Genomic DNA, 13,721 nt, shown 5'->3' with positions numbered 1-13,721 from the left:
GGATTTCGGCAATGCGAAGACGGCATCGCACCCTTCGGATGCGACGGAACCGGCCTGGTATTGACAGGCGATTAGCTAATTGCCATATTAGCTCGGTGATCGATGTGGACCTGCTCAAGGCGCTGGCCAACGACAAGCGACTACAGATCCTGGACTGGTTGCGCGACCCGGTCTCGCACTTCCCGCCGCAGCGCGACGGGGACCTGGTCGAGGACGGGGTCTGTTCGCTGTTCATCGCCGAGAAACTGGGGGTGAGCCAGCCGACCTGCGGCGAGCACCTGAAAATCCTCGCCCAGGCCGGACTCGTCCGCGGCAAGAAGATCAAACAGTGGGTCTTCTACCAGCGCGACGAGGACCGCATCGCCGAGGCGAAGCGGTTACTTTCCCACGATTGGTGAGTCGGCGAAATCTGTTCGGGCACATCGCGGTCGATCATTACAGTTATTTCTCATCGAGGATCGTTCATGACACAGACCGAGTACACCATTCACTACGAGCCGCTGTTCGGCGCACTCCAGAAGATGGATATCCAGACGCTGATCAACGAGGTCGAAGATCCCTGGTACAACCAGACCCTGTTCCGCCTCGGCGGCGTCGTGGTGCGCCTCGGCGTCATGCAGGGCGAATTCCACTGGCACAAACACGATGAGCAGGATGAATTCTTCTTCGTCCTGGACGGGCTGTTCCGCATCGAACTGGAGGGTCGCGAACCCGTCGAACTGTGCAGGCGGCAGGGATTCACCGTGCCGGCGGGCATGATGCATCGGCCCGTCGTCCCGGTCCGCACCGCGGTATTGATGATCGAGCAGGACGGCGTCTGCGCCACCGGAGACTGAATATGAAGACATCACTGCGACCCGGCCTGACCGCCCAACTGAAATACGTTGTGCCCGTAGAACGTACGGTGCCCAGCCTGCTCCCCGAATCGGACCACTTCCGTGCCATGCCCGACGTACTGGCCACCGGATACCTGGTCGGCCTCGTCGAGTGGACCTGCATGCTGGTACTGGACGGACATCTCGACGTCGGGGAGCAAACTCTCGGCGTCCACGTCGATCTCAGCCACGACGCCCCGACCCCACCGGGAAACACCCTGATCATCGATGCGGAGCTCGGCGCGATCGACCACCGCCGACTCACCTTCACCATCCACGCCTACGACGACAACGCGACGGTCTGCCGAGGCACCCACCGCCGCGCCGTAATCTGCACAGACCGCTTCAACGCCCGCCTACAAACCCGATCAACCCCCTGAGCCGATTCGCTCCCGGCCAACACAACTCGGCCCGGTGGTCCGGCACCGGAGCCAAGATTCCACGGCCTGATGAAATTGAGAGCCAACGCTTTTCACAGCGATATCGAGGGTAGATCTATGCCGCGCAACGGGATCGCGGTGACGTTGTGTACTCGGGTTGTCCAGATGGCGTGGCCGTGGGCGGACCATAGGGGGGCGGCGGGGAGGTCGCGGAGGAGTTGGTTTTCGGCGAGGCGGTAGAGCTGGGCGCTTTCGGGGGCGGTGGGGGCGGTATCGGCTGCGGTCAGGAGGTTGGCGAAGCCGGGGTCGGTGTAGCCCGCGGTTTCGGCGATGGCGGCGAGTAGTTCGTGTGGGCTGGATGTGTTCGGGGTCAGGGTCACCGTGGAGGGGGCGGGATTGTCGGCGCGCGGTTTCGCGGTGACGTCGAGCGCGAGGGCGGTGTGTAATTGCTCGGCGAGTTGATCTGCCCAATGTTGTTGTCCAGCGCTGTAATACATGGTGACCGGCCCGGTGAATGCGACCTGGCCGAGTAGTGATTGCGCCGCGGCCTGGTCGTGGGTGCACGGTCGGCATGGGCCGGAGCGTTCGCCCGGTGCGATGCCCGGCGGCAGCATCGAACGGGCCGGATCGGCCTGCTGTGCGAGCGGGCCCGACGTCAGGGCCGCGCGGTCGACCGCCATGGCGAAGGCGTAGCGCACCGCCGCATCCTGGAAACGCTTGTCGGACAATGGAAATGCGAGATAGCCTGCCTCGGGTAGCGGCCACATCGCGTGCCGGTCGGCGAAGTCCCGATGCATGGCCTCGTGCCGCTCGCCGGGGACCTCGCTCGCCAGATCCAGCGAGCCCGCCCGCACCTGGTCGTATTGCGTGGCGGAATCGCCTACCCGGAACTCGATTTCGCGCACATTCCCACCGGCCTCGGCGACGCGCAGCAGTCGCCCGCCCGAACCCGGCCGCCACGGCTGCGCCATCCGGAACGGACCGTTGCCGATCGGATCAGCGGCGAAGCGGGCCCAATCCCGGCCGTCCAGTACCGATTCCGGTAGCGGAAGCAGTGCCTGCGCCGCGAGCACCGCGGGGACCTGGCCGAACGGCCGGTCCAGCACGATCCGGATGGTGTGCTCGTCCGGCGCGTCGATCTCCTTGGCGCGCAACACTTCCGTGAGCACGCCAGAACCGGTCCACCGCTGACCGGCGACCGTATGCCAGGTATCGACATACGATTTCGCGGTGACTGGCGTCCCGTCGTGGAACCGCCCATCCGGGCGAAGCTTGACCTCCCAGGTCAACTGGTCGGTGCTGGTGACCGATTCGGCGGCCCGCGGGGTGACCTTCCCGGTCGCCGGATCGTAGTCGACCAGCGGCGTCCACAGCGCTGCGACGATCATCCGGCCGGCTTGGTCGCGCAGATCGGCGGGCAACAGACTGCCCGGCTCGCGGACGCCGACCGTGAGCACGCCGGGCTTCGCCGACTCCGGCGCCGAACCGCAGCCGGTGACGCCGAGCAGGACGATGGCCAGTACGGCGACGACTCGAAACCAGGACATACCGGCATCACCCACCTTGTCTCGCGCGAATCACCCTTGCGCACATGACATCACGTGATCAACTACCCGAAACACCGGCGACAACTGGGGAGCTCGCGCCCCGCCGCGTCGAAATCTACAGTTGTCTCGATGATCAGGACACCCTGATCCGAGGCGATCCCGTCCGGGAGGCAGTCATGCGCCGCTGGTTCTACCGATCGTCCCTGCTCTTGGCCACCGTGACGGCGACCGTCGCCGCCGCCACGCTGCCCGCCCTCGCCTGCGGTGAGGACGGCCCGGACGGCGCGGCGCCGAAGGTCACGGGCTCGCCCGGCGCGGAAAAGAACGTCAAGGCGGTGGGTAACGTCCCGGACGCGCAGGGCGCGATCTCGCTGGGATTCCTCCAATACGGCGACCGCGACGTCATGTATGTCTCCGGCCAGTTCGGGCTGCGGACCTACGACCTCACCGATAACCCGGCGGCGCCGAAACCGCTCGGCCAGCTCAGCATGCCCGGATTGTGGGAGACCGAGGACACGCAGGTCGACCCGGTGCACAAGCTGGCCTTCCTCGCGCGCGACCCGCGCGCCTTCAACGGCAACACCGATACCGGCGAATCCGGCGTCTACATCGTGGATTTGGCCGATCCGGCGAATCCGACCACGCTCAGCTATGTGAAGGTGCCCGCAGGTCACACCACCCGATGCATCAACGACTGCCAATACCTGTGGACCCAGGGCCCGGCCAAGGCGGACGACCAGCCCGCCGACTGGGGCGGTCGCCCGATCTGGGTCACCGATATCAGCAATCCCCGTGAGCCGAAGGTCTTTCCGGATCCGATCGATCTGGCGCGCAATGACGGCAAAACCGATTATGTGCACGATGTCCAAGTGGACGAGACCGGCATCGCCTGGGCGTCCGGCCGCGGCGGCGTACGCGGGTACTGGACTACGGGCACGCACAACGATCCCCTCACCGGTCAGCAGCGTGAGGCGACCGCGACCGATCCCGTGCCGTACGCGGGCGGCGGAATCGCGGAGACCGCCGCGCCATCGCGGTTCATGCACAACAGCTTTCGCCCGATCGGCAGCCGCGCGAAGGACGGCGGCGGCGCCGGGCGGTTCGCCGACGGCGATCTGATCTACGTCACCGAGGAGAACTTCGCACCCGGCTGCGCGGACGACGGCGTCCTCGTCATCGCGTCACTGGAGGGCTCCTACGACGGCGAGGGCTGGCGTTCGACCCCGGATCAGCCGTACCGGCTCACCACCGTCGGCACCTGGGGCGTCGCCGGTCAAGAGGGCAGCGATCCGGCCTCCGACGACTGCTCGGCGCACTACTTCGATGTGCAGGACAAGATCCTCGTGCAGTCGTTCTACGCGCAGGGCACCAGATTCCTCGACGTCAGCGACCCCACCAACCCCCAGCAGATCGCCTACTACCGCCCCGCCGACGCCCGCTCCTGGGCGCCCTACTGGCACCGCGGTCTGGTCTACGTCGCCGACAACACCCGAGGCATCGACATCCTCCAACTCACCGCATAGCCAACGAATTCGATTACTCTCCAGCGTGATTCGGCCGCCGCGCGAGCTCGTCGACCAGTTGTCGCGTCAGCGGCACGGGTAATCCGCGCCGATCGGCCGCGCGGACGATCGCGCCGCCGATCGCGTCGAGTTCGGTGGGGCGTCCCGCCTCCGCGTCGCGTTGCATCGATGACTTCGTATTCGCCGGGAACATCTCGTAGCGGGCGAGGACGTCGGCGGCTTCGACGGTCGCACCATGGGCTCGGCTCACCGCGGCGATCTCCTCGACCAGCGTCCGCAGCTCCGGTAGTCGCTCGGATCTGATGCCGCCGAACGGTATTCGATAGCGAGTGGTGAGCAGCGCCAAGGGCGCGAGAAGGGCCAGCTTGTCCCAGAGCACGGCGTGCTCGTCGGGCATGACCCGGGTGTTCACTCCCGCGGCGATCAGCTGCGCGGCCAGCGGGGCGAGATCCTCGGGCACGGCGGCGGCCATTTCGATCTCGACGAACGGGCTGTTGTGCTCGATGATTCCCGGCGCCGTGCGGGTGGACTCGACCCGGATGATCGCGGGAACCACCGGCTCGACTCCGTAGCGCGCCCGTAGCAGGTCGATATGTTCTATGCCGTTGAGCAGCGGCAGGATTCGACCGTCGCGCAGGCGCTCCGGCGGGACGCGGTCCAGGGCGGCGTCGAGCGCGGTGTGTTTGACGGTCACCAGGCACAGCTCGACGGATTCGGACAGGACGGTCGCGGCCTCGACCCGGGCGGTGAAGTTCCCGAACTGGTTGCTGCGCACCCGGATTCCGCTCTCGCCCAGCGCCGCGACGGTCCGTGGGCCGCCGATGCAGATGACGCGATGCCCGGCCCGCGACAACAGCGCGGCGAGCAGTCCGCCGACCCCACCGGGGCCGAGTACCGCCACTGTCGCCTTACCTGACCTCATGGCATGCAGCGTAACAGCAGCCAATTACGCTGCGGCACAGCACAACGCAGAGCTCAGCTTGCCGTCCATGGGCGCAGTTTCTCCGGGTTCCGGATCACCCAGATGCGGGTGATGCGGTCGTCGGCGATATCGAAGGCGTATACCGAGACGACGGTTCCGTCGAGTTCGGCCACCAGGCCGGGTTGGCCGTTGACGGTGCGTTCGAGCAGGGTCACTTCGGGTGCGCGGGTGGCGATTTCGATCCAGGCGTGCGCGATCTGCGCGCCGCCGTCGATCGGGTGCAGGAAGGCCGGGGTCAGGCCGCCGCTGTCGGCCATCGCGATCGCACGCGGATCCAGCAGGCCGATCAGCGCCTCGATATCCTTTGTCTCCCAAGCCCGTTTGAAATCCCGGACCACCTCGGCGCGTTCGGCCCCCGACGGGCCCTGCGAGGTGCGGATGCGGCGGCGCGCGGATGAGGCGAGCTGACGGCACGCCGCCGGGGTGCGCCCGACGATCTCGGCCACCTCGGCGAAGGAGTAGCGGAACACGTCGTGCAGGACGAACGCGACCCGTTCGGCCGGTGTCATCGAGTCGAGTACGACGAGGAAGGCCATGCTGATCGATTCGTCGAGGGTCACCCGGTCGGCCGGGTCGGCGGGCGCTGGACCGCCGAGCCATTCGGAGCGATCCGGCACCGGCTCCGGAAGCCATTCGCCCACATAGCGTTCCCGCCTGGCTCGGGCCGATCCGAGCAGATCGAGACAGATGCGGCTCGCGACCGTCGTCAACCACGCGCCCGGCGCGGCCACCTCCGCGCGCTGCCGCTCGGACAGCGTGTACCAGCGCGCATAGGTCTCCTGCACGACATCCTCGGCCTCGGCCAGCGAGCCGAGCAGCCGGTAGGCGAGGTTGATCAGCTGACGACGTTCGCTGATCACCGCGCGCGGGTGCGGGTCGGTCATGCGGTGCTCCTCGGATCGATACTGCCGTTTGTCCAATCGACGAAACGGCGACCTGAATTGTCAGGGGCGACGCGAAACGTCCCGATGGCGGGCCGCAACCCAGCCGAATCCGGCAGCTGATGCATCATCGCAGTCGCCGCCGGTGCGCATGGAACGCGCACCGACAGCAGCTGCCCTTCGGTCGCAGTGGTTGGCGTTGTGGCACAAGGGGACTCGGCACCAACGCGCGGTAGCTGCACCCGGCACAACATCTTTATGGTACGTTCGTATCACCAAAGAGCGAAGGGGAGTTCATGGCGAAGATCGGGCGATTCAAGAGCGACGCGGCGCGGGCCGAATTCCTGCGGGCCTACGATGCGCTGGCCGCGCAATGGCCGGTCCCGTCGGCCGATATCGATGTCGAAACATCGTTCGGGACAACGCGAGTGCGGAAATCGGGTGCGGGGCAGGGCATACCGCTCATGCTGCTGCCGGGGATCGGGGGCAATTGCCTGTTCTGGAGCCCGTTCATCGAGGAGCTGGCCCGGGACCGGGTCGTCTACACCCCCGATATCATCGGGTGGGCCGGGCGTTGCGAGCAGACCGCTCCCCTGCGCGACGAGACCGATATCGTGCGATGGATCACCGAGACGCTCGACGGGCTCGGCACGGATCGCGTTCACCTGGTGGGCTATTCGCAAGGCGGGTGGCTCGCGGCGGTGGCCGGGATCCACCGATCGGACCGCCTGGCGAGCCTGAGCCTCTTGGAACCGGCTCCGGCCACCTTCGCCAGACCGTCGTGGAAGCTGCTGTTGAAGTTCGCCATCGCCGGGGCGCCGCCCACCCGCGCGAAGCTGGCGAAGTTGAATGCCTGGCTCCAGCCCAGTATCGAACCATCCGACCTCGAATGGGCAATGATAGAGGCGGCTTTGAAGTTCCGCTTCGGGCTGCCGTGGCCGCGCCCGATCCCCGGTGCACGGTTCGCCACCATCGCCGCCCCGCTGCTCGTCCTCTTCGGCGCGGAAACGGTCGTACACGACGCCGAGGTAGCGGCCGGGCGCGTGCGCAATACGGTTCCGTCGGCCGATATCGAGATCTACCCGAGCGTCGGCCACGACATGCTCTGGGCGATTCCGGAGCGGGTGATCCCGCGGGTACTGGAGTTCGTGGCCGACCACGATCGAGCGAACGCCTGAGCTCCACGGTTCGGTCGCGAAATCTCTCTTGCACCCTCATTCGGGACATGTAACATCCCTATTCATGTTGATGAGCGAAGGAGTCGAGTGGGGTCTGCACTGCTGTATGGTGCTGGCCTGGCTCGATGACCGCGCGCCGATCGCCACCGCGCGACTCGCGGAGATATTCGAGCTGCCACCGGAGTACCTGAAGAAGCGGCTGCAGCCGCTGGTGCGCGAGGGCATTCTCGAGTCGACGCCGGGTGTGCGCGGCGGGTACCGGCTGGCGAAGGCACCCGAGCGCATCAGCCTGATGGACGTCGTCGCCGCGGTCGAGGGCCGCAACGGGGCGTTCCGCTGCACCGAGATTCGCCGCCGGGGCGCGGGCGAGACCGCCGCCGAATCGGAATTCGCCAAGCCGTGCGGGATCAGCAGGGCCATGCGCCGCGCCGAGTTGGCATGGCGGCGCGAGTTGGCGAGTCAGACCGTCGCCGATCTGCTGGCGGGCGCGCCCGCGAACGCACCCGCCCGCGCGCGCAGGTTCTACGAGCAGCGGACCGCCTGAGCGTCCATCGATAAATCGACCCGGCCACCAGGCCGGGTTTTTCTCGAAAGGAAACCGGGATGTCAAATATCCTGATTAAATCCCCCAGGGCCTCGGGTGATCGATCGAATGGGTTGCGGCGCACGCTGATTCTGGCGCTGGGCACCTTCGCCGTCGGCACCGACGCGTTCATCCTGGCCGGATTCCTGCCGGATCTGGCTGCCGGACTGGAGGTTTCGACGGCGACCGCGGGCCTGGCGGTATCGGTCTTCGCCGCCGCGTACGCGCTCGGTTCGCCGCTGCTCGCCACGGCGACCGCGGGTGTGCCGCGCCGAGCGCTGCTGGTCACCGCATTGGCGGTGCTCGCGGTCGCGAATCTGGGATCGGCTCTCGCGCCGACGTTTACGATCCTGCTCGGCACCAGGGTTCTGGCCGCGGCCGGGGCGGCGGCCTTCACGCCCAACGCGGGCGCGGTGGCCTCGGCACTGGTGCGCCCGCAGGCGCGGGCCAGGGCGCTCGCGGTGGTCGTCGGCGGATTGACCATCGCGACCGCGCTCGGTGTTCCGCTCGGCGATGCGCTCGGGCAGTGGCTGGGCTGGCGTTCGGCGCTGGCCGGGGTCGCGGCGCTGTGCCTGCTGGCCGCGGCCGGGGTCGCGCTGTGGGTGCCGTTCGTGCCGGGCAATCCGAAAGTGCCGCTGGCCGAACGAATGTCGGTGCTGCGCAACCGCACCGTCGCGACGGTGCTGCCGCTGACGGTGCTCGGTATGAGCGCTGCCTACGTCGTCTACGCCTATGCCGTTCCCGCGCTGGGCGCGCTCGGAATCGGTTCCGCGGCAACGGCCTTGATGTTGTGCGTCTACGGGATCGGCGCTGTCGCGGGAAATCTGTTCGCCGGCTTCGCAACCGACCGCTGGGGCCCGGGCCGTGTACTCACCGCGGGCTATCTGACCATGGCCGTCGCGCTCGGCGGCATGGGCGTACTCGCCGCGACCGGCACCTACGCGCCGCCACTGGTCGGTGTACTCGCAGCGGCGTGGGGTGCGGCCAGCTGGTGCCAGACCCCGCCACAGCAGCATCGGCTCATCGGCGCGGCCCCGCAGGAATCCGGATTGGTGGTGGCGCTCAACGCATCCTGCATCTACCTCGGCATCGGCGCCGGCACCCTGCTCGGCGGCAGCACCACCGGCCACGGCGCGGCCACCATGTTCACGACCGGCGCGATCCTGGCGGTGCTCGCCCTGATCTACCTGCGCGCCACCGTCCGGGCCTGACACGCGAGGGTGCCCGGCGATATCCGCCGGGCACCCGAACCGTCACACCGTGCGTTTAGGCGTGGCACGCCCCCCGAAGTGCATGAACGGGCTGCCATCGGCAATTCGATAGAACGTCAACGGGATCCAGCCGAGCTGCGGGTCGTGGCAGAGGTACCGGTCCTCGGCCGCCGGGACCAAATCGAATGTCTTGTCCGGCATTTCGCCCGCCAACTCTCCGGTGCCGATCACCCGCATCCGCGGCTTGCCGTCGGTGAGGGTCACCTCGCAGCGCGCACCCGCGCGTTCGTAGACGCCGACGTGGCGGTCCACATCGACCCGCGCCGGCGCTGCGGGCGGGGCGAACGGTTCCGGCACGGCGATGCCGACGAGCGCGGCGACCTCGGCGCACACCTCGTTCATCGCGGGCCCCACCTCGCCGCCGTTCGTGAGCATGGCGAACGCCAGCCGTTGTTCCGGAAGCACCCGCAAAAGCGCTGTCTGGCCCAGGGTTCCGCCATCGTGTCCGATGATCCGGTGGCCGTCCCAGTCGAGCCGGAACCAGCCGAGCCCCCACGAGTCCAGGCTCGGCGACATCTCCGGACCGGGCAGCACGGCCTGCTCGGCCCGCATCTGCTCGACCAGGTCGGCCGGCAGCAACCGATCGCCGTCGGGCGCGACACCGCCGTCGATATGCAGGCGGGCGAAGGTGAGCAGATCGCGGGCGGACGCGGTGATCAGTCCGGCGGGCCCCGCGCTGCGCGGCAGCACCCACCGGTCCGCGCGGCGCGGCGCACCGTCGGGACCGGGCAGATGTCCGACGGCGGCGCGATGCAGCAGCGCCTCCTCGGGCAGGGTGACCGTGCGGCGCAGGCCCAGCGGTTCGAACAGCAACTCGCGCATGGCCACATCCCAGGTCTTGCCGGTGACCGCCTCGATGACCCGCCCGGCCAGGCTGAATCCGGAATTGCAGTAGGACCAGGTGGCATCGAGCGGGAAGATCGACGGCACATCCGCAAGTGCGGCGACATAGCGTTCGAGGCAGTCGTCACCGCGCCCGGTATCGGTGAATACGTCGCCGTCGATACCGCTGGTGTGAGTCAGCAAGTGCCGCATGGTGACTCGCGCGGTGGTGTCCGGATCGGCGAGCCGCAGCCCCGGCAGCGCCTCGGTCAACGGCGCGTCCAGCTCCAGCCTGCCCTGATCGACCAGCCGCATGATCGCGGTCGCGGTCCACACCTTGGTGATCGAGCCGATCTGGAACAGCGAATCGGCGGTGGTTTCCACGCCGGTGTCGAGATTTAGTACGCCGTGCGCGGCCTCGACGATCTCGTCACCGTGCGAAATGGCAAGTACCGCACCGGGAATGCCGTGCCGGGTGGCTATGTCGGCGAGTCGCTTTCGCCAGTGCTCGCCATCCAATGTGGTCCGGATCGCCTCGGCGGGACTGGAATTCGTCATGATACAGCTCCTTCACTACTCAGGGTTCCGATGGTCGCCACGATTTGTTCCGGATCGTGCTGTCCGGCAAGACTATCCGAGGACCGGCCGCGCACGAGGAGTGCGAGCGCCGCTGCCGCGACGGCGATCGCGAGGCCCGCGCCGCAGACGACGTGCAGGCCGGCGACGAAGGTGTGGTGCGCGGCATCGGTGACGGTGTCGACGGGATTCGGCACGCGCGCACCGACATTGCCGAGCTGGTCGGACAGGTGCTGCCGCGCGGGCGGCGGGAATCCGAGCGTCACATCCTGACGCACCCGCGGATCGTCGGCGATCCGCCCGCCCACGGGGTCACCGGATCCGAACGCGGTGCGCACCGCGTTCGGAAAGCGGAAATTCACCACCGACACCAGCAGCGCACTCGTCGCGGCGACCCCGACGGTGCCGCCCAATTCCAGCGCCGCCTGCTTCACTCCCCCGACGACGCCCGCATTGCCGACCGGTGTACTGCGCAGGATCGCCTCCATCGATGCCACCATCAGGAATCCCGCACCGACCGCGACGAGCAGCAGCGACGGGATCAGCTCCGCCATCGTGGAATTCGGGGCGAGGCGCAGCAGCGATGCGAACGCCGCGGCGAATGCCCCGGCACCGAGCAGCAATGTCGTTCTGGCACCGAACTTTTGGGTAAGCACCCCGGCCAGCGGCGCGGCGATCACGACCGTGACGGTGAGCGGCAGCAGCGCGACGGCCGCCGCGGTGCCGCCCAGCGCCCGCACCCCTTGCAGATAGAACATCAGCCCGAAGACGACCCCGGTGAGCGCGGCCTGCGCCAGCGCCTGCAGCACCAGGCCCGCGGTGAACGAACGGTCGCGGAACAAACCCGGCGGCACCATGGGATGTGCGACGACGCGTTCGATCACGAGGAAGCCACCGAGCGCCAGCGCGCTGAGCGCCAGGTAGCGCAGCGTCCACGCGCACGTCCAGCCGTGCTCCTGCGCTCCGGTGATCGCCCAGACGAGGCCGGCCACCGCGGCGGTCGCCGTGACCGCGCCCGCCAGGTCCAGCCGCTTCGACCCGGGTTCGGCGGATTCGCGAATCACGAATCCGCCGAGCAACACACCGACCACGCCGAACGGCAGGCTGATCAGGAACACCCAGTGCCAACCCGCGTATTCGACGAGCACACCGCCGAGCAGCGGACCGCCCGCCGCGGCCAGCGCGGTGACCGAACCGAACAGTCCGAGCGCCGTCGGCAGCCGGCTCGACGGGAACGCGTCCCGGACGATGGCCAGTGCGGTGGGGAAGATCGGCGCGGCGAAGGCGCCTTGCACGACTCGCGCGCCGATGAGGAATCCGATCGAACCGGCGAACCCGCACGCCAGCGAGCACAGCGCGAATCCGGCTACGCCGCAAAGGAATACCTTCTTGCGACCGAATTTGTCGGCCAGGGTGCCCGCCGGGATGGCCAGGCCCACCGTCGCGAGCGATTGCGCGGTCAGCACCCATTGGATGCCCGCCGCGTCGGCCCGCAGGGCACCGGCGATGCTCGGGCTCGCGACGGCGACGACGGCGCCGTCCAACGCCACCACCAGCACGCCGAACGCCACGGCGAGCAGGGTCGGCCAGACTCGCGCCGGAATCGGTTCGACCGGGGATCGCGCCATTACTCTCACACGTATTCTCTTCTCGTACAGGACTTTTGGACTGGCACGGGCCTACTGCCGATGCCCACCGATGACGTTAGGAATTCCGGGCGCCATCCCCCATCCGGTGAGCAACCGGATCGCGACGACAGCGGACACCAGATCGCGGGTAGGGGTAGCCCCACCCCGGCTGGTCCCGGCCACCGGATGGTGGCGCCCACCCCGGCTCGGGAATCCTTATCCGCATGATCGACATCGCTCAGACCCGGCGCGACCTGGTCTATCTGCTACCGGGCCTCGCCATCGGGCTGGTCACCTTCGTCACGCTGGTCACCGGCGTGCTGCTGGGTCTGTCGCTGGTGGTGGTGTGGGTCGGTCTCCCGGTGCTGGTGGCCATGCTGGTGCTGGCCAAGGCATATGCCGACCTGGAACGGCTCAGGGTGCGCGCGGTCACCGCCGGTGAGCTGCCGCCCACCTATTACAAGGCGACCACCGGCATCGGGCCGCGCCGGTTCGCCGCCGTACTCACCGATCCGCAGCGCTGGCGCGATGTGCTGCACGGAATTCTGGTCATGCCGTTGGCCGTATTCACCTGGAGCGTCACGGTCATCTGGACCACCGGTGCGATCGTCGGGCTGACCTACCCGCTGTACGGCTGGGTGGTGCCCCGATACCCGGACAGCCAGACCCTGCCCGACATGATCGGGCTGCACGGATTCTTCTGGGACGCGCTGATGAACGTGGTGCTCGGCACATTCTTCCTGGTGACCGGGCCCCGCGTGCTGCGGGCGCTGGCCTTCCTGCACACAAGTTTCGCCCGCAAACTGCTGACCAACGAGACGGCGGCATTGCGGGCCAGGGCCGAGCAGCTCACCGTCAGCCGCAGCGCGGCGGTGCAGGCCGAGGCGCAGACGTTGCGCCGGGTCGAACGCGACCTGCACGACGGCCCACAGCAGCGCCTCGCCCGGCTGACCATGGATCTCGAGGCGGTCCGCCGCCGTATCGACAACGATCCGGAGACGGCGCGGACGCTGGTGGACGAGGCGATAACGCAGAGCCACGAGGCACTGTCGGAGTTGCGCGCGGTCTCCCGCGGTATCGCGCCGCCGATCCTGCTCGACCGCGGCCTCACCGCCGCGCTCGCCGCCGCCGTCGGCCGCTGCCCCGTCCCGGCGACGCTCGACTGTGAGCTGGCCGACGGACAGCGACTGCCCGAGGCGGTGGAGAACGCGGCCTACTTCACCGTCAGCGAGGCATTGACCAATGTCGCCAAGCACTCCCGCGCCACCCGGGCCACCGTCCAGGTCACGCTGGATACGACGGGTCTGTGGTTGCAGATCACCGATGACGGCATCGGCGGCGCACACCTCGGCAAGGGCCACGGCCTCGCCGGGCTCACCGATCGGCTCACCGGCGTCGACGGGCGGCTCGACGTGCACAGCCCGGAGGGCGGGCCGACCGTGCTCACCGCGCAGATTCCGGTCACCCGGTAACAT

The 13,721-nt window shown here is 68.2% G+C and carries 13 protein-coding genes; 8 read left to right on the top strand and 5 right to left on the bottom strand.

The window, feature by feature from the left end:
* The first annotated feature begins 95 nt into the window (after nt 1-95).
* The 3 genes from LGY53_RS20565 (at nt 96) to LGY53_RS20555 (ending at nt 1,255) form a co-directional block, all read left to right on the top strand.
* Nucleotides 96-398: a helix-turn-helix transcriptional regulator gene (locus LGY53_RS20565; RefSeq protein WP_225728312.1), complete on the top strand. Its 303-nt coding sequence runs from the start codon at nt 96-98 to the stop codon at nt 396-398.
* A gap of 66 nt (nt 399-464) precedes the next feature.
* Nucleotides 465-836, top strand: a complete 372-nt coding sequence (locus LGY53_RS20560) for a cupin domain-containing protein (RefSeq protein ID WP_167475354.1) — start codon at nt 465-467, stop codon at nt 834-836.
* A gap of 2 nt (nt 837-838) precedes the next feature.
* Nucleotides 839-1,255, top strand: coding sequence for a thioesterase family protein (locus LGY53_RS20555; protein WP_225728311.1), 417 nt, complete (start codon nt 839-841; stop codon nt 1,253-1,255).
* A gap of 92 nt (nt 1,256-1,347) precedes the next feature.
* Here LGY53_RS20555 and LGY53_RS20550 read toward each other — a convergent pair whose 3' ends face one another.
* Complete coding sequence (locus tag LGY53_RS20550; RefSeq protein ID WP_225728310.1) at nt 1,348-2,802, bottom strand: ABC transporter substrate-binding protein; 1,455 nt, start codon at nt 2,800-2,802, stop codon at nt 1,348-1,350.
* A 44-nt stretch (nt 2,803-2,846) separates the two neighbouring features.
* On the opposite strand from LGY53_RS20550, the gene LGY53_RS20545 reads away from it, so the two are divergent.
* A complete protein-coding gene (locus LGY53_RS20545) occupies nt 2,847-4,325 on the top strand; it encodes an LVIVD repeat-containing protein (protein ID WP_225728309.1) in 1,479 nt (492 codons plus the stop codon).
* A gap of 13 nt (nt 4,326-4,338) precedes the next feature.
* Here LGY53_RS20545 and LGY53_RS20540 read toward each other — a convergent pair whose 3' ends face one another.
* Together LGY53_RS20540 and sigJ are read right to left on the bottom strand one after the other, a co-directional pair.
* Nucleotides 4,339-5,247, bottom strand: coding sequence for a ketopantoate reductase family protein (locus LGY53_RS20540; RefSeq protein WP_225728308.1), 909 nt, complete (start codon nt 5,245-5,247; stop codon nt 4,339-4,341).
* Nucleotides 5,248-5,300: 53 nt separating this feature from the next.
* Nucleotides 5,301-6,191 (bottom strand): RNA polymerase sigma factor SigJ, encoded by an 891-nt coding sequence (gene sigJ, locus LGY53_RS20535; protein ID WP_225728307.1) that lies wholly within the window; start codon nt 6,189-6,191, stop codon nt 5,301-5,303.
* 293 nt (nt 6,192-6,484) lie between these two features.
* On the opposite strand from sigJ, the gene LGY53_RS20530 reads away from it, so the two are divergent.
* The 3 genes from LGY53_RS20530 to LGY53_RS20520 all read left to right on the top strand — a co-directional run bounded on the left by LGY53_RS20530 (nt 6,485) and on the right by LGY53_RS20520 (nt 9,160).
* Entirely contained in the window at nt 6,485-7,366 is an 882-nt protein-coding gene (locus LGY53_RS20530; protein WP_225728306.1) for an alpha/beta fold hydrolase, read from the top strand.
* A gap of 70 nt (nt 7,367-7,436) precedes the next feature.
* The gene (locus tag LGY53_RS20525) at nt 7,437-7,910 is read left to right on the top strand and encodes an Rrf2 family transcriptional regulator (RefSeq protein ID WP_308102939.1); all 474 of its coding nucleotides are present in this window, start codon (nt 7,437-7,439) and stop codon (nt 7,908-7,910) included.
* Between the two features lie 59 nt (nt 7,911-7,969).
* On the top strand, nt 7,970-9,160 hold the full coding sequence (locus tag LGY53_RS20520; protein WP_225728304.1) for an MFS transporter: 1,191 nt from the start codon (nt 7,970-7,972) through the stop codon (nt 9,158-9,160).
* 42 nt (nt 9,161-9,202) lie between these two features.
* Here the strand turns inward: LGY53_RS20520 and LGY53_RS20515 are convergent, their stop codons facing one another.
* Together LGY53_RS20515 and LGY53_RS20510 are read right to left on the bottom strand one after the other, a co-directional pair.
* A complete protein-coding gene (locus tag LGY53_RS20515) occupies nt 9,203-10,600 on the bottom strand; it encodes a serine hydrolase (RefSeq protein ID WP_225728303.1) in 1,398 nt (465 codons plus the stop codon).
* Nucleotides 10,597-12,246 (bottom strand): DHA2 family efflux MFS transporter permease subunit, encoded by a 1,650-nt coding sequence (locus LGY53_RS20510; RefSeq protein ID WP_225728302.1) that lies wholly within the window; start codon nt 12,244-12,246, stop codon nt 10,597-10,599. Before LGY53_RS20510 ends, LGY53_RS20515 begins: the two co-directional genes overlap by 4 nt.
* A 224-nt stretch (nt 12,247-12,470) precedes the next feature.
* Here LGY53_RS20510 and LGY53_RS20505 point away from each other — a divergent pair, with 224 nt between their 5' ends.
* Nucleotides 12,471-13,718: a sensor histidine kinase gene (locus LGY53_RS20505; RefSeq protein WP_225728301.1), complete on the top strand. Its 1,248-nt coding sequence runs from the start codon at nt 12,471-12,473 to the stop codon at nt 13,716-13,718.
* The last annotated feature ends 3 nt before the right edge of the window (nt 13,719-13,721 follow it).

The organism is Nocardia sp. JCM 34519.1, from assembly GCF_020361265.1.
GTDB lineage: Bacteria > Actinomycetota > Actinomycetes > Mycobacteriales > Mycobacteriaceae > Nocardia > Nocardia arthritidis_A.
The sequence above is the reverse complement of the archived record's forward strand: the minus strand, read 5'-3'. Positions and strand labels throughout refer to the sequence as shown.

What these genes read in the sequence shown, in the direction of transcription:
- LGY53_RS20560 (WP_167475354.1), top strand. Translation starts at nt 465, where the DNA reads ATGACACAGACCGAGTACACCATTCACTACGAGCCGCTGTTCGGCGCA.
- LGY53_RS20555 (WP_225728311.1), top strand. Translation starts at nt 839, where the DNA reads ATGAAGACATCACTGCGACCCGGCCTGACCGCCCAACTGAAATACGTT.
- LGY53_RS20550 (WP_225728310.1), bottom strand. Translation starts at nt 2,802, where the DNA reads ATGTCCTGGTTTCGAGTCGTCGCCGTACTGGCCATCGTCCTGCTCGGC.
- LGY53_RS20545 (WP_225728309.1), top strand. Translation starts at nt 2,847, where the DNA reads ATGACATCACGTGATCAACTACCCGAAACACCGGCGACAACTGGGGAG.
- LGY53_RS20540 (WP_225728308.1), bottom strand. Translation starts at nt 5,247, where the DNA reads ATGAGGTCAGGTAAGGCGACAGTGGCGGTACTCGGCCCCGGTGGGGTC.
- sigJ (WP_225728307.1), bottom strand. Translation starts at nt 6,191, where the DNA reads ATGACCGACCCGCACCCGCGCGCGGTGATCAGCGAACGTCGTCAGCTG.
- LGY53_RS20530 (WP_225728306.1), top strand. Translation starts at nt 6,485, where the DNA reads ATGGCGAAGATCGGGCGATTCAAGAGCGACGCGGCGCGGGCCGAATTC.
- LGY53_RS20525 (WP_308102939.1), top strand. Translation starts at nt 7,437, where the DNA reads ATGAGCGAAGGAGTCGAGTGGGGTCTGCACTGCTGTATGGTGCTGGCC.
- LGY53_RS20520 (WP_225728304.1), top strand. Translation starts at nt 7,970, where the DNA reads ATGTCAAATATCCTGATTAAATCCCCCAGGGCCTCGGGTGATCGATCG.
- LGY53_RS20515 (WP_225728303.1), bottom strand. Translation starts at nt 10,600, where the DNA reads ATGACGAATTCCAGTCCCGCCGAGGCGATCCGGACCACATTGGATGGC.
- LGY53_RS20510 (WP_225728302.1), bottom strand. Translation starts at nt 12,246, where the DNA reads ATGGCGCGATCCCCGGTCGAACCGATTCCGGCGCGAGTCTGGCCGACC.
- LGY53_RS20505 (WP_225728301.1), top strand. Translation starts at nt 12,471, where the DNA reads ATGATCGACATCGCTCAGACCCGGCGCGACCTGGTCTATCTGCTACCG.